15 protein-coding genes are annotated in these 15,033 nt (G+C 65.5%); 5 read left to right on the top strand and 10 right to left on the bottom strand.

Annotated elements, in window-relative coordinates:
- Positions 1–20: 20 nt before the first annotated feature.
- Entirely contained in the window at positions 21–173 is a 153-nt protein-coding gene (locus tag QUV11_RS02365; RefSeq protein WP_300880359.1) for a hypothetical protein, read from the top strand.
- A 180-nt stretch (positions 174–353) separates the two neighbouring features.
- Here QUV11_RS02365 and QUV11_RS02370 read toward each other — a convergent pair whose 3' ends face one another.
- Both QUV11_RS02370 and QUV11_RS02375 read right to left on the bottom strand, forming a co-directional pair.
- A complete protein-coding gene (locus QUV11_RS02370) occupies positions 354–1,481 on the bottom strand; it encodes an alpha/beta hydrolase-fold protein (protein WP_300880360.1) in 1,128 nt (375 codons plus the stop codon).
- A 24-nt stretch (positions 1,482–1,505) separates the two neighbouring features.
- A complete protein-coding gene (locus QUV11_RS02375; RefSeq protein WP_300880361.1) occupies positions 1,506–2,843 on the bottom strand; it encodes a DUF418 domain-containing protein in 1,338 nt (445 codons plus the stop codon).
- A gap of 385 nt (positions 2,844–3,228) precedes the next feature.
- On the opposite strand from QUV11_RS02375, the gene QUV11_RS02380 reads away from it, so the two are divergent.
- Both QUV11_RS02380 and QUV11_RS02385 read left to right on the top strand, forming a co-directional pair.
- On the top strand, positions 3,229–3,684 hold the full coding sequence (locus QUV11_RS02380; RefSeq protein WP_300880362.1) for a hypothetical protein: 456 nt from the start codon (positions 3,229–3,231) through the stop codon (positions 3,682–3,684).
- Positions 3,685–3,755: 71 nt separating this feature from the next.
- Positions 3,756–4,388 carry an NAD(P)H-binding protein gene (locus tag QUV11_RS02385; RefSeq protein ID WP_300880363.1) on the top strand — a complete coding sequence of 211 codons (633 nt, stop codon included), beginning with the start codon at positions 3,756–3,758 and terminating at the stop codon, positions 4,386–4,388.
- A gap of 1 nt (position 4,389) precedes the next feature.
- Here QUV11_RS02385 and QUV11_RS02390 read toward each other — a convergent pair whose 3' ends face one another.
- A complete protein-coding gene (locus QUV11_RS02390; RefSeq protein ID WP_300880364.1) occupies positions 4,390–6,057 on the bottom strand; it encodes a M20/M25/M40 family metallo-hydrolase in 1,668 nt (555 codons plus the stop codon).
- A gap of 74 nt (positions 6,058–6,131) precedes the next feature.
- Here QUV11_RS02390 and QUV11_RS02395 point away from each other — a divergent pair, with 74 nt between their 5' ends.
- The gene (locus QUV11_RS02395) at positions 6,132–6,521 is read left to right on the top strand and encodes a DUF393 domain-containing protein (RefSeq protein ID WP_300880501.1); all 390 of its coding nucleotides are present in this window, start codon (positions 6,132–6,134) and stop codon (positions 6,519–6,521) included.
- Positions 6,518–7,726 (top strand): FAD-binding domain-containing protein, encoded by a 1,209-nt coding sequence (locus QUV11_RS02400; protein ID WP_300880365.1) that lies wholly within the window; start codon positions 6,518–6,520, stop codon positions 7,724–7,726. The genes QUV11_RS02395 and QUV11_RS02400 overlap by 4 nt, the downstream gene beginning before the upstream one ends.
- Here QUV11_RS02400 and QUV11_RS02405 read toward each other — a convergent pair whose 3' ends face one another.
- The 7 genes from QUV11_RS02405 to QUV11_RS02435 all read right to left on the bottom strand — a co-directional run bounded on the left by QUV11_RS02405 (position 7,727) and on the right by QUV11_RS02435 (position 15,032).
- Entirely contained in the window at positions 7,727–9,190 is a 1,464-nt protein-coding gene (locus tag QUV11_RS02405; protein WP_300880366.1) for a glycerol kinase, read from the bottom strand.
- 19 nt (positions 9,191–9,209) lie between these two features.
- Entirely contained in the window at positions 9,210–9,821 is a 612-nt protein-coding gene (locus tag QUV11_RS02410; RefSeq protein ID WP_300880367.1) for a 3,4-dihydroxy-2-butanone-4-phosphate synthase, read from the bottom strand.
- The gene (locus QUV11_RS02415) at positions 9,818–10,396 is read right to left on the bottom strand and encodes an NADPH-dependent FMN reductase (RefSeq protein ID WP_300880368.1); all 579 of its coding nucleotides are present in this window, start codon (positions 10,394–10,396) and stop codon (positions 9,818–9,820) included. The genes QUV11_RS02410 and QUV11_RS02415 overlap by 4 nt, the downstream gene beginning before the upstream one ends.
- A complete protein-coding gene (gene glpD, locus QUV11_RS02420; protein ID WP_300880369.1) occupies positions 10,393–11,895 on the bottom strand; it encodes a glycerol-3-phosphate dehydrogenase in 1,503 nt (500 codons plus the stop codon). The genes QUV11_RS02415 and glpD overlap by 4 nt, the downstream gene beginning before the upstream one ends.
- On the bottom strand, positions 11,895–12,992 hold the full coding sequence (locus tag QUV11_RS02425; protein ID WP_300880370.1) for an LLM class flavin-dependent oxidoreductase: 1,098 nt from the start codon (positions 12,990–12,992) through the stop codon (positions 11,895–11,897). The genes glpD and QUV11_RS02425 overlap by 1 nt, the downstream gene beginning before the upstream one ends.
- Before the next feature lie 115 nt (positions 12,993–13,107).
- A complete protein-coding gene (locus QUV11_RS02430; RefSeq protein ID WP_300880371.1) occupies positions 13,108–14,022 on the bottom strand; it encodes an aldo/keto reductase in 915 nt (304 codons plus the stop codon).
- Complete coding sequence (locus QUV11_RS02435) at positions 14,019–15,032, bottom strand: LacI family DNA-binding transcriptional regulator (RefSeq protein ID WP_300880372.1); 1,014 nt, start codon at positions 15,030–15,032, stop codon at positions 14,019–14,021. Before QUV11_RS02435 ends, QUV11_RS02430 begins: the two co-directional genes overlap by 4 nt.
- Between the last annotated feature and the right edge of the window lies 1 nt (position 15,033).

Genomic DNA, 15,033 nt, shown 5'->3' on the forward strand with positions numbered 1-15,033 from the left:
TGCCGCTTTCGAGATCGCGCATGGCTGGCAACACTTACCCGCGTGACCTGCTGGTGGTCGGTGCCAAGCCAAAGGCCGTCGCTGTCGTGCTGGCGAACAAGAACGCCCGGATCACCTGGGCAATTATTGCAGCCGGCGACGCTCTTCGGGAAGGAGAGTTCGCGACAGCTTAAGCGAGCGCCCCCCAAGGCGCTGCTCCAGTGGGACGGGCAGACTGAACTGACGCAACTAGCCGGTTGAAACCGTCGGAGCAGGAAAACCCGTTCGACCCGGGCGCGTCGTGAGGGTGGAACGACAGATTTCGTTGGCTCTGCCGTTCTGCAATCGGATTAAAGGGACCGAACAGCAGAAAATCACTTCGTTGTCGGCTCAACGGCTCGCCCAAAATCGCTTGGCTCCATGTTGCCAGCAGTGATGTTCGAACCGGGCTTCATGAGCACGCACATACCGTAAAGTTCCCGTTCTCGGCTGTTTTTCTCCTCGAACGTGACCGGTGTTGCGATCGCGCGTGTGCACTTTCCTGCCTTGAGGTTTGCGCTGGCGGCCGCGGCATATTCACGCTTCTCGAACCCGTTATACAGGAGCGTCAGCGGGCTGCCGCTGCGCGCCGGCGTCAAGTAAAGCGTCCGCATCGCGTCGAGCCAGCTGATGAGCGCCATCGTTCGATGTTCTTCGCTATCTGACCGGTCCACAAACGCCCATCTCAAGCCTTCAGGTGCTTGCGTCTCGAGCGTGCCGACAAGCTTGCTCAGCCAGTCGCCCATCCGATTTCCGATACCTTCATCGCCCATGGTCAAATAGAGGCGACGATCGGACGCGGCATGATGCTCGAGTTGCTGATCCGCTTCGTCTACAATCCTGCCGTCATCCCACCAGACGCTGGGGGTCAGCGCGATATAATCGTCAAACATCTCCGGTCGCTCAAGAAAGGTGTCGAGCACGAACAGGCCGCCAAGCGAAGCTGCCCCAACGATTTTGCGATCGGTACGGTACCGCTTTGTGGCCCAGGGAACCACGTCGCGAGCCAGATATTCGCGGAACTTGGTTGCGCCGCCGGGCACCATCCGTTCACCGTAATTCTCCTTCAGACGCTGGAGCGGTAGCCGGGTCATCTCCGGGGTCAGCTGCCTGTACCGATCCTCAGTTTGCACGCCAACAAGGATGAACGGCTCGAAGCTCGTCGAAAACTCAGCCTCGGCCGCGATTCCCGCAAGCAGTTCAAAATCCTGCTCCGGCCCGCCATCGACTGAAAAAAGCACAGGATAGCGTTTGTCCGGGTTGTCGGCATAGCCGCGCGGCAGCCGCACCGTCAGCACCTGCTCATCGCCATAGACGCTCGACATGATGCGATGAACCGATCCCACAACGATTGGCTCGCCCTGGGGATCGCCGAGCTGGGCGTGTGCGGCCGTCTCATGGCCTAAAGCTTGCTGCGGCTGACCTGCCATCAAACCGATAAATAGTATTGCCAAACGCAGCATGGCCAACGGTTCCTTCGTCAGGTGTTATGCAGGAGGTGAGCGCGCTAGGCTTTCGGCTGCAAAGCGCTTTCGAGCCGGTCTGAAGGTCCCGTAGGCGCATGCCCGAAGCAGCCATTCCATCGGCCCCATCTCGTGAAACTTGAGCCAGATCATGCTGAACAAAGCCGTGACAATCGAGATGCTGAGGGCTGTCATCAGCAACTCCGCGGCGCCGAACTTTCCAAGATAGCCAAGGGCGTAGAACAGGATCGAGGTCAGGATCGACTGGAGCGTGTACACGGTAAGAGCAAGCCGGCCCATGGCGCGAAACGGCGGTGTCCAGGCGCGCCAGCCTCCCCGCCACACCAATGCAAGCAGGCTGACATAAGCCAATGTCAATCCGAGGCGAGCGGGCTGGTACCATGCCGACCTCAAGAGCGACATGGCCGGATTGAGCTGGTGAATGTCGAGTTCGAAGCCGGTCCGCGCCTGCCACCACATGTCCACCAGCCGCAGTCCTAGGCCAAGGCCGCCGCCAACGAACATCAGCCAAAGGTACAAGCGCGTGGATGCCATCCCCGTAAGGACGCCGGAACGGTAGAGTGCCATGCCAACCAGCATGAAGGCGAAGCTCTCTGCGACGCCAATCCAGCTGTAGATCTCAAGATGGCGAAATGACCATCCGGCAGCACTCCAACCGAGCAGCGTTGCGAGCGATGTTCGCTGCTCCACCTCCGCCGCAAGGGCCTGTGGTGCGGGATAGTTCGACGCTACGGCTCCAGCGGCAGCCTCAATGCCAGCGTTCTGTTGTGGAGTGAGGGCTCGCCCCTCCGCACGCGCCAGTTCGCCCGCCAGTGCAGCCTGATAGGTCTCGATGTAGCCGCTGGTGCTGCACGCGCGATGCCCGCTGAGGCAGGCGATGATGATGAGCGCCGAAATCCACAATGTCCGAGGCCGGGCGGTGCGGAAGGCGAGCAAGGGAAACGCTGCCATCCCCAGCGTCCACAGAATCTCTCCCGGCCACATCAAGACCGCGAACTGGATCACGCCCAGCGCCAGCAGCGCTATGGACCGGCGGATCCAGACATCGACCGGCGCGACCTGCGGGTGCTCGCCCTCGCTTTTGCGCAGCATCAACACCATGCCTGCGCCAAAGAGAACCATGAAGAGCCCGCGCATCGGCCCTTCCAGAAAAACCCGCTGCAAAACCCATGCGGTCCAGTCAGCATTCAATTGTGCCGGAAAGCTGCGCCCCTGGGTGCTACCCACGGTGCCCATCACAAAGATGTTGACGGCCAGGATCCCGCAAAGCGCAACGCCGCGGATTACGTCCAGAAGGGCGATCCTTTGGTCTGCCGAGGTCGCTGCAACTGGCCGGTCCACCATAGGCCTCCTGTCGTTATCGGAGCGCGCCAGTCATAGATGGACGGACTGCACCTACGAATAACTACCTCTTCGGTGTAAGTGCTCTTGCAATGTGCGTCTATGCTCTTTGAGGGATTTTCAGGACGGATGCCAACCTCGCCCGTGACGTCCCGAAACAGCCTACAAATAATCAAAGTTAACATGGAACTATACACTCGCAGCGTCGTTTGCATGTTAAGTTTCCGGACATCGGGTCGATCTGCTCAAGCGATCAACAAAAACCCCGAACCGAAGCTCAGCCTCATCAAACTCGTCCAACAGGCCCACATCATTTGGACCGGACGCCCCAGCTATATTGCTGCATGGGTGGCACCCCTATAGTGTCATTTCCCGGATTACTTAAATGAAGATAACAATTAAGGGCTTGTACCTTGCGGCACTGCTGTGTCTGCCCGTGACCGCCGCTCCTGCTCAGGAAATCGTCAACGCTGGCGATCTGACGCTGGCGGGGTACCGTGCAAGCTGCGGCCCTGTTCAGACCGTTTTGATGAAAATGTACGATATTGCAGAAGCACGTGACGGCCGCATTTTCCTCAATCTTCGCCTGCTCGAGCGTCCCCGCGCGCAGCAGATGTTCTGGTATACCCATGAGTGCGCCCATCACATCTTTGGCGCCGGCGAAGCGCGCGCCGATTGCTGGTCCGTCCAGCAGGGCCGCGTCCAGGGCTGGCTCACACTGGCCGAATTCGATGCGCTATCCAAGGGCATGTACGTGCATCCGGGCGATGCAACTCACGCCGCCGGTCCGGCACGTGTCGCAGCGATGCGCGCGTGCTATACGCGCACGACCATCACCTGATTACCGCTCGCGCAGGCTGGCAAACCGCGCTGCGATAACGGACCGCAATATTACAAAGGTCGGGACCGCAGATGCCCAGATTGTTGATCGCCGGCGCGACGGGGCTTACCGGCCGGATCGTCCTGCAGCGCGCATTATCCGACCCGCGCGTTGCCCTCGTCATCGCCCCTACCCGGAACGCGCTAACGCCGCACCCCAAGCTAATCAACCCGATCGTGGACTTCGATGCCCTGCCGGTCGATGCCGACTGGTGGAGCGTCGACGCCGTGATCTGCGCGCTCGGCACGACGCGGGCCAAGGCGGGGTCGGATGCGGCATTCGTCCGCGTGGATCATGATTATCCGCTGGCCGTCGCAAAGGCTGCGCGGGCGCACGGCGCGCAAACGTTCGCGTTGATATCTGCCATCGGCGCCAATGCGGGTTCGCGGCTGCTGTACAACCGCACCAAGGGCGAGGTGGAGGCCAGCATCGCTGCGCTGGATTATCCCAGCTACACCATCGTGCGCCCCGGTCTGATCGGCGGCGAGCGAGAGGAGTTCAGGCTCGCAGAGCGCGTGTCCGAGGCGACCCTGCGCGTGCTCGGCCCGGTTCTGCCGCGCGGATGGCGGATCAGCCCGGCGGAGAATATCGCCCGCGCCCTGATCGAAGCTGCAGTCGCTGCTGCGCCGGGGCGGCACGTGATCTCCGCAGACCGCCTCGCCTGAGTTACTGCTTGGGCAGGCCCGCCTTGTCGCGGATGCTCTTGAACTCCGATCCCGCCTTCCACTGCGGCCAGCGCGATGAATTCGCCAGCTCCGTGCCGATCGTTCCGATCAGCGCGATATCCTGCACAGCGCCGTCGAGGTTCCACTCGGGGCTCCAGGCGTCGCACGCCTGATGATAGCACTGGCCGGTATAGGCATCGATCCACGCCTGCCCCGCAGCAACCCCGCCCTGCTTGATGTCCGCCGCGCCCGCAATCCCCATCAGCAGCATCACCGGGACGCCGCGCTTGGCGAAGGAGAAATGGTCGGCGCGATAGAACAGCCCGCGCTCGGGCAGGCTTTCGGGCGTGATGGTGCGGCCCTGGGTACCGGCGACGCGCGCCATGTCGTCTTCCAGCGTGTTCTGGCCCTTGCCGACCAGCACGACATCGTTCGCCGCGCCCGCGGTCTGCAGGATGTCGATCCCCAGATTGGCAACGGTCTTGGCCATCGGGAAGACCGGATTGGTTGCGTAATATTCCGACCCCAGCAGGCCGCGCTCTTCGGCGGTCCACGCGCCAAAGACCACCGATCGCTCAGGCGCAGGCCCTGCCTTCATCGCGCGCGCGATCTCGAACATGCCCGCGATGCCCAGCGCATCGTCATTGGCCCCGGCGCGGTAGATGCGGCCTTCGGCGTCGGGCTTGCCCTCGCCATAGGCATCCCAGTGCGCGCCATACATCACGATCTCGTCGGGCCGGGTGGTGCCGGGGATCTTCGCCAGCACATTGTGGCTGGTGACCACCTCGGGCACGACCGGGATATCTGTGGCCAGCGATACGCCTTTCAGCTCGACCGGGCGGAATTGGGGCGAGCGGGCCTGCACCTCGAGCTTGGCCAGATCGAGCCCGGCGGCGGCGAACAGCCGGGTTGACATGTCCGCCGACATCCAGCCCTGCAGCTTCAGGCTGGTGAGCTGCTCAGCCGGGCGGACGATGTCGTAATTTTCGCCGCCCGGGCTGATCACGACATTCCAGCCATAGCCCACGCCCTCTGCGTTGTGCACGATCAGCGCGGCGACCGCGCCCTGGCGCGCGGCTTCCTCGAACTTGTAGGTCCAGCGGCCATAATAGGTCATCGTGCGGTCGCCGAACTTGCCGGCGGCAGGCTCGCCGGGCTGGGCCGCGAAATCGGGATCGTTGATCAGGAACACCGCGACCTTGCCCTTGAGGTCTGTGCCCTTGAAATCGTCCCAGCCGCGCTCGGGTGCCTTCACGCCATAGCCGACGAACACCAGAGGCGCGTCGGCGATCCGCGCGGCATCCTCGGGGCGGATGGTCGACAGATAGATATCCTGCGCCATCACCGGCGCGATCGCCCCCTTGGGCGTGGCAAAGTCCAGTTGTGCAGGCGTGCCCAGCCGGGTGTGGAGCAGCGGCACCTTCTGCAGCCAGCCGCCGTCGGTGCCCGCAGGCTCGAGCCCCAGCGCCTCGAACCTTGCGATCAGATAGCCCAGTGTCCGCTCCTCGCCGCGCGTGCCCGGCGCGCGGCCTTCGAACACGTCGGAGGCCAGAGTGCGCACGGTCTCGGTCAGCCGGTCGGGGTCGATCGTCATTGCGGGCTGCGCATAAGCGCTGACGAGGGGAACAGCGGCAAGCGCCGCGGCGAAAGCGAGGGTACGGGTCAGCATGACGGCGGTTATAGGGCGGCTGCAGAACAGGGCAAGGCTATGGCATGTCGGGCGCCCCGCCCTATATGCTGGGGATGACAGCGCCCCCTGCCCCGACCGTCCCGACCGATGCTGAAGCCGCCGAGGTGACGGTGTGGTTCGACGGCGCCTGTCCCCTGTGCCTGCGCGAGATCGCGCTGATGCGAAGGCTCGACCGGCGCGAGGCAATTGCGTTTGTCGATGTGGCTTCGCCCGACACTGCCTGCCCGATCGACCGGCGCGAATTGCTCGCCCGGTTCCATGCACGCGAGAACGGCGTGATGCTGTCGGGCGCGGCGGCATTCGCGGCGATGTGGCGGGCGATTCCGCTGCTCAAGCCGCTGGGCTGGGCGGCGCGCAACCGCACCGTGCTGAACGGGCTCGAATGGCTGTATCTGCGCTTTCTGGTGCTGCGGCCGCGGCTGCAGAAGATGCTCGCCCGATGACCTCCGGCAGCACGATGTTTCCGCCGACCCGAGCCGCTGCGGTAGAGCGGCTGGCCGCTTTCGTCCCGCATGCCGCTGCCGACTACGCGATCGGACGCAACACCGATCCCGGCCCCGGCGCGCCAACAGCTGTGTCGCGCCTGTCGCCCTATCTGCGCTACCGGATTCTCGCCGAGCAAGAGGTGGTGCATGCAGTGCTGGCAGAGCATGCACTGCGATCGTCCGAGAAATATGTGCAGGAGGTGCTGTGGCGCACCTATTGGAAGGGCTGGCTGGAGATGCGCCCGCAGGTCTGGGCGCGGTTTCTCGCCGACCGCGACCGCCAGCGTGCCGCGTTCGGCGATGCCAGGACCATCGCGGATGCCGAGGCGGGCCGCACCGGGATCGAAGGCTTCGACGACTGGGCGCGCGAGCTGGTCGCGACCGGCTATCTGCACAACCACGCGCGGATGTGGTTCGCCTCGATCTGGATTTTCACGCTCAAACTGCCTTGGACGCTCGGCGCGGATTTCTTCCTGCGCCATCTGGTCGATGCCGATGCCGCATCCAACACTTTGTCGTGGCGCTGGGTCGCAGGGCTGCAGACCGCGGGCAAGACCTATCTTGCCACCGCCGACAACATCGCGCGCTACACCGACGGGCGCTTTGCTCCCAAAGGATTGGCGGAGCAGGCCGAGCCGCTGACCGAGGAGCTGCTGGAGGCTGCGCGACCGGTGGCGGCGCTCGCTCCGTTCGATCCGCGCACGCCTGCGCTGCTGCTGGTCACCCCCGACGATCTGCATGCCGAATCGGCGTTGCCGCGCGATGCCGACTGGCGCGCGGCGCTGGTCGTGACCGATGACAATCTGCTGTGGGGCGATGCGGCGCGCGGATTTGTGCGCGCTGCGTCCGCCGATGCCGCAACCCGGGTGTCGGAGCATTTCGGGTGCGGGGCCAACCTTGCCACCAGCCTCGACGCTCCCACGCTGATCGAGGTGGCGCAGCAATCCAGCGCGCGCCAGATCGTCACGGCCTATGCGCCGGTCGGACCGGTGGCGGACGCGTTGGCGCGGCTTGCGCCGATACTGGCGGCAGAGGGTGTCCCGCTGGTGCAGGTTCGCCGCGAATGGGACGATATCTTCTGGCCGCACGCGAAGAAAGGCTTCTTCCCGTTCAAGCAGCAGATGCCGAAATTGCTGGCCGAGATCGGGATGCCCGGCGTGTAGCTAAAGGCCCAGCGCTGCTTTCCATTGCGCCAGCCGGGTGGCACGCGCGTCGGCGGCCATCTGCGGCGAAAACACCTGCGTGCTCGACACCATCGCTTCTGCGCCTTCCAGCGAGGGATACAGCCCCGCGCCGATCGCCGCGAGGACCGCCGCGCCGCGCGCGGTCGTCTCGACATCGGCCGGGCGTTCGCACGGGATGCCCAGCACATCGGCGATATCCTGCGCCAGCCAGTCGTTGGCGCTCATCCCGCCGTCGAGCCGCAGCACCGACCAGCCCGCGCCATCGGCGGCAAAGGCCCGCGCCAGATCGTGGAAGACGTTGGCGACCGATTCCAGCGACGCGCGGATGATGTGCGCGCGGGTGGTCGCAAACGACAGCCCGGTGATGCTGCCGCGGGCATCGGGCAGCCAATAGGGCGCGCCCAGCCCGGAAAGCGCGGGCACCACGACCACGCCGCCGCTGTCGGGCACCGACCGCGCCAGCGCCTCGCTTTCGGCGGCATTGCCCAGCATGCCGATGCTGTCGCGCAGCCACTTGACCAGGCTGCCCGCGACGAACACCGATCCTTCGAGCGCAAAGGTCCGCGTGCCGCCGACCTCGCACAGCACGGTGCCCAGCAGCCGGTGTTCGGACTTTGGCGGGGTCTGCCCCATATTGGCGAGCACGAACGCGCCGGTCCCGAGCGTCGCCTTGGTCTGGCCGTGCGCAAAACAGCCCTGGCCGATGGTCGCGGCCTGCTGGTCGCCGGCCAGGCCCGTGATGGGGATCGCCGCTCCGAAAAGCTCGGGCTTCGTCGTCCCGAACGCCCCGGCGCTCGCAACGATCTCGGGCAGCGCCGCGCACGGCACGCCGAACAGGTCACACAGCCCCTCGTCCCAGGTCTGCGCGGTCAGCGGGAACAGCGAGGTCCGGCTGGCGTTGGAAACATCGGTGATGTGCGCGCCTCCGGTGAGGTTCCAAACCAGCCAGCTTTCGACCGTGCCGAATGCCAACCGGTTGCCCAAAGCGGACGCGCCTCCGACGTTGTTGAGGATCCACGCCATCTTGGTGGCGGAAAAATACGGGTCGAGCAGCAGCCCGGTGGCGGACTGGATCGCGGGCTCGTGCCCCGCATCGCGCAAGGCGCGGCATTGCGCCTCGGTGCGCCGGTCCTGCCACACGATCGCGCGGCACAACGGCTTTCCGGTCGACCGGTCCCATGCCACCACGGTCTCACGCTGATTGGTGACGCCGATCGCCTCGATCCGGTCGGCACCGCCAGCGCGCTCGACCATCGCGCGCGCGCAGCGCAGCGTCTTGTCCCAGATCTCGCTCGCATCGTGTTCGACCAGCCCCGGCGCGGGATAATGCTGGGTGATGTCCTCCTGCGACGCGGCGATGACATCGCCGGTCAGCGAATAAAGGATCGCGCGGGTCGAGGTGGTGCCTTCATCGAGGACCAGCAGGAAGCGGTTATCGGTCATGCGGATAAGCCCATCGCGGTTATCGGTCAGACCCCGGGGCCTGAGCGTTCAGCAGATCATCGATATTGGCCACCGCCAGATCGAACTTTGCAACCAGATCGGCGATGTCGGCGGGCCGCGCCATCTCGCCATCGTCGCGCATGATCGCGCAGATTACCGCCGCATCGCCTGCGCCGGCGCGCTGGCACAGTTCGACCGCGGCTTCGGCGGCAGCGGGGCGTTCGGCCACGCCGCCGGGCGCGGTGATCAGCGGGAAGACATGGCCGGGCGAGACGATATGCGCATCCGTCGCATCGGGCGCGACCGCGACCTTGACGGTCTGCGCGCGGTCGGCGGCGGATATCCCGGTGGTGACGCCCTCTGCCGCTTCGATCGACCGCCCGAGCGGCCTGCCCGACTGGCGATCAGTGCCAGGGTTCATCAGCGTGATCCCCAGCCGCTGCGCGCGGTCCTGCTGCATCGCCAGACAGACCAGCCCGCGGCCATGCGTGGCGAGGAAATTGATCGCATCGGCATCGGCGTGCTGCGCGGACACGGCAAAATCCATGTCGCCCCGGCGAAAGCGGTCGCCGGTGATGATGATGATCCGGCCTTTGGCCAGCGCCTCGATCGCTTCGCCAAGCCCGCTCATGCGCCGGCCCGCGCCGTCGTCGCCAGGCTGGTCGCGCCCTGCACGACCTGCTGGCCGACGAGCTCGAGCTGCAGCCGGGCGCGGTCATCCAGGCATTCGCCATCGACCGAATACAGCCCGGGAAAGGTGCGGATCGTCGCCCCCATCGGCGTCGGCCAGCCGCGCAGAGCATGGACGATGCTGCGCAAGGTCTGCATCGTGCTCATCGTCGCCTGATCGCCATAAGCGGTTGCGATCAGCCCGACCGCGCGGCCATCGAGATAGGGCCGCGTGTCCTTCGACAGGTCCTCGAGATAATCGAGCGCGTTCTTGACCAGCCCCGAAATGGTGCCGTGATAGCCCGGCGCCGCGAGCAGCAGACCATCGGCCTGACGGACAGCCTCCACCAGTTCACCGCCCTCGGCGCCCGCATGCGCGGTGCTGCGATAATGCGGCAGCGCTGCGAGATAATCCCCGCCGAACAGCTGCACCTCGGCGCCCTGCGCCACCGCGCTCGCCATGGCGGTGCGCAGCGCAAGCTCGGTGGTGCTGCCGGTGGAGACGGTGCCGCCGATGGCGACGATACGGGGTGTCATGAAACGGGTTCCTTGGTGAAAAAGCGGTGCAGGCTGTCCTGCTCGGAGGACGAAAGACGAAGACCCAATTTGGAACGCCGCCACAGCACGTCATCGGCCTCGCGCGCCCATTCGTGCGCGATCAGATAACGCACTTCGCGGGCCGTGAGGCCGTGGCCGAAATGCTCGCCGCAATCGGCAAGGCTCGCGGCATCGCCCAGCATGTCGGTCGCGCGCGTGCCATACGAGCGGATCAGCCGCTCGGCCCATTTGGCTTCCAGGAACGGATAGCGGGCACGCAGATCGGCGATGCGCTGCTCGACCTCGTCCACGCCGAAATCGCCGCCGGGCAGCGGCCTGGTGTCGGTCCAGTGGTCGCCCGCCAGCGCGGGGATGCGTTCGGCCATGCGATCCACTGCCTCCTGCGCCAGCGTGCGGAAGGTGGTGATCTTGCCGCCAAACACCGACAGGATCGGCGCGCCTTCATGGGCGTCGGTCAGATCGAAGCGATAGCCGCGCGTCGCCGCCTCGGGCTTGCCCGATCCGTCATCGACCAGGGGCCGCACCCCCGAATAGCTCCACACCACTTCGGACGGCGTGACAGGCTTTGCGAAAAAGCGGCTCGCGCCCTCGCACAGATAGGCGATTTCCTCGTCGCTCGCGACGATCGGTTCGCCGGGCGTGTGGTCGCGATCGGTGGTGCCGATCAGCGTGAAATCCTGCTCATAGGGGATCGCAAAGAAGATGCGGCCATCGGGCAGCTGGAAGAAATAGGGGTGCGGGTGATCGAACAGCTTGCGCACCACGATGTGCGAACCGCGCACCAGCCGGATCGCCTGTTTGGGCGTCTCGCCGCTGCGCCCCAGAATGCCGAGCACTGAGGGCCCGGCGGCGTTGATCACCGAGCGGGCGGTGAAGCTGCCTTGCGCGGTCTCGATGTGCCACAGGTCCCCTGCCCGCTCCAGCTTGGTCACCGGACAGCGGGTGTGCACCGCAGCGCCGTGGTCTGCCGCATCGCGCGCGTTGAGCACCACCAGCCGCGAGTCATCGACCCAGCCGTCCGAATAGACGAAGCCGTGCTTGAACTCGGGTTTGAGCGGCGCACCCGCCGGGTGCCGGTCGAGCCGGATGGTCTGCGTCGCGGGCAGCAACTTGCGCTTGCCGAGATGATCGTAGAGAAACAACCCGATCCGCAGCAGCCAGCGCGGACGAAGCCCCTGCACCCAGGGCAATACGAAGCGCATCGGCCAGATGATGTGCGGCGCGATGGCCCAAAGCTTCTCGCGCTCGCCCAAGGCCTCGCGCACCAGGCCGAACTCGTAATGCTCGAGATAGCGCAGGCCGCCATGGATCAGCTTGCTCGAGTTGGAAGAGGTGCCGCTGGCAAGATCGTCCGCCTCGAGCAGCAGCACTTTCGCGCCGCGCCCGGCGGCATCGCGCGCGATGCCGGTGCCATTGACGCCGCCGCCGATGACGGCGACGTCGAAGATCGGATCAGTGCCGGGCACGCCTTGCTCCATCAGATGTTCAGCGGTCCGTGCTGGATATGCGGCAGCACGTAGCGTGCGAACATATCGGCTTCCTGCACATGCGGATAGCCCGACAGGATGAACGCCTCGATGCCCTCGGCCTGATAGGCGCGCAGCTTGGCGAGCACCTGATCGGGGGTTCCGACGATCGCCGCGCCGCAGCCCGAGCGCGCGCGGCCGATGCCGGTCCACAGGTTCTCTTCGACAAAGCCGTCACCATCGGCCGCGCCGCGCAATTCCTGCTGACGCTGGACGCCATAATTTTTTGCATCGAGCGACTGCTCGCGGATCGCCCGGCCTGCTTCGTCGTCGAGCTTCGACAGCAGCCGATCGGCATAAGCGCGCGCTTCGTCCTCGGTCTCGCGGACGATGACATGCGCGCGGTAACCGAACTTGAGCGTGCGGCCGTAGCGCGCGGCGCGGGCGGTCAGGTCGGCGATGTTCTCGCGGACCTTGTCCATCGTGTCGGGCCACATCAGGTAGACGTCGCTCGATTCCGCCGCGCATTCGCGCGCATCGTGGCTGAGCCCGCCGAAGTAGAACGCGGGGCACTTGCCGGAGAGCGTGCCGACGCGCGGCGGATCGAGCTTGAGCTGGTAGAACTCACCCTGGAAATCGAGATGCTCGCCGTTGAGCAGCGTCTTGACGATCTTCATGATCTCGGTGGCGCGGGCATAACGCGGGCCGGACTCGATCTTCTCGCCGGGCATGTCCGACGAGATGATGTTGACGTTGAGCCGGCCTCCGGTGCCGTCGGCGTTGGGGCCGAGGATGCGATCGAGCGTGGCGATACGGCGCGCGAGCTGCGGCGGCCAGTCTTCACCCATCCGCGTCGCCCAGAGCAATTTGATCCGGCGGACCTGCGTGGCGACGGCCGCGGCAAACGCGGTGGTGTCCAGCCCCAGCGCATAGCCCGACGGCAGCAGGATGTTGTCGAACCCGCCTTCTTCGGCGCGCAGCACGATGTTGCGGCAATGCTCCCAGCTCGACTGCAGATAGGGGTCGGGCACGCCGAGAAACTCGTAGTCATCGTCGCACAGCGCCGAGAACCAGGAGATTTCGCATTGTTGGCCAGTGGGTTGGGTCATGGATCGATTCCTTTGAACTGGGCTTGTGCAGGGCCTGGGTGAGGCTCTGCGAACATAATCTATTAGCGGCCTCGACCCCGCTAGTGCCGAGCCGGTCGAAGCCTCCGAGGGATCATCAGGGCAGCGGAACGCCGCGCGCCGCGATCAGCACCGCATACCAATCCTGCCGGGTCCAGCGCACCTTGAGCGCCTGTGCGCCTTCGGCGATGCGGCCTGGCTGCTGCGATCCGATGATCGGCACGATGCCTGCCGGATGCGCCATCAGCCAGGAATAGGCTGCGACCGTGCGCGACACGCCGTGCGCCTCGGCGACCGTATCGAGCGCGGCGGCCACCGCCTTGTCGCTCTCGCTCTCCGGCGCAGCGAGACGGCCACCGCCGAGCGGCGACCATGCCATCGGGGTCAGCCCCAGCATCATCGCCTGATCGAGCTCGCCATTTTCGAAGCAGTCGATCCGCAACGGACTGATCTCGGGCTGGGTGGTGACCAGCTTTTCGGCGAGGAAATGGTCAAGCGCCGCGATCTGCGCGGTGGTGAAGTTCGACACGCCGATGGTGCGGATCTTGCCCGATGTCACCGCATCGTCGAGCACACGCGCGGTTTCCTGCGGATGGGCGAGGATATCGGGACGGTGGATCTGCCACAAGTCGACCATGTCCACCTTGAGCCGGGCGAGCGAATCATCGATCGCCTTGCGCAGATAGTCGGCGCTCTGGTCATAGGGCAGCGGAGGCAGGATGCCGCCCTTGGTCGCCAGGACCATCCGGTCGCGCAAGGACGTGTCCGCCGCGAGCACCTCGCCCAGCAAAGCCTCGGCATCGCCGAAGCCGCCCGAGCCGTCGAAGCCATAAATGTCGGCGGTGTCGAGGAAGTTGATCCCGGCATCCAGCGCGGCATGCACCAGCGTCGTTGCCTCGGCGACGCGGCGGCCATTCTCGGCAAAGCGCCACATGCCCCAGGCGATCGGGGACACGGCGATATCGCTGCGCCCGAGGGGACGGAAGGCAGGGGGCATTGGCAATTCACTCATGAAACAGTCCTGTCAGGGGGCGCAACCGAGGCGCGTTCGATAAGGGTATGGGGAAGGCGGCGATGCGAGATATCGCCGCCGGCAATCAGGATCTCGGTGGCAGTGCGCGCCAGCTCGATCATCGGCTGATGGATGGTGGTGAGCGGCGGCCAGACGGTGCGCGCCAGCGTGGTGTCGTCGAACCCCGCCACCGAAAGCTGTGCGGGCACCGCCATGCCCCGATCGTGCGCGACCGCGAGCACGCCTGCGGCCATGTCGTCGTTCGAGGCGAAGATTGCGGTCGGGCGGTTGGGCAGGTCGAGCAGCGCGCCGCCGCCGCGCACGCCGGAATCGAAATCGAACGCGCCATCGCAGACCAGCACCGGATCATAAGGCAGCCCTGCGCGGTCGAGCGCGCGGCGATAGCCGAACAACCGGTCGTCCGACGCCATATGGTTGGGGTGGCCCTTGATGAAGCCGATGCGGCGATGCCCGGCGTTGATCAAATGGGTGGTCATGTCGTCGGCGGCCTGGGCATCGTCCATGAACACCGAACTCGTCAGCGCGTGATTGGTGCCCGGCGATATCCGCACGAAGGGCACGTCCAGCGCCTCGAGCGCGCGCAGCACCGGATCGCAATCGGTCACCGGCGACGACAGGATGATGCCGTCGACATGGGTTTCGGTGACCAGCCCGCGCACCTGTTCGCCGACATCGGGATCGGCGACATCAACCGGCTGGGCGAGCAGCCGGATATGGTTGGCGCGGCAGAAATCCCAGCAGCCGGTCTGAATCTGGAACATGTAATAAGGGCTGTGATTGTCGTAGATGAGCGCGATCTGGTTCGACTTTCCGCCCGACAAGATCCGCGCGGCGACGCTGGGGCGGAAATCGAGGCTGCGCATCGCCTCTTCCACGCGGGTGCGGGTCTCGGTGCTGACATAGGGGTGGCCGTTGAGCACCCGGCTGACGGTCTTGACCGCCACGCCCGCCTTCGCCGCGACATCCTTGATATTGGCCCGCTCACTCATC

The sequence above is a fragment of the Blastomonas sp. genome (genome assembly GCF_030373265.1).
Classification (GTDB): Bacteria; Pseudomonadota; Alphaproteobacteria; order Sphingomonadales; family Sphingomonadaceae; genus Blastomonas.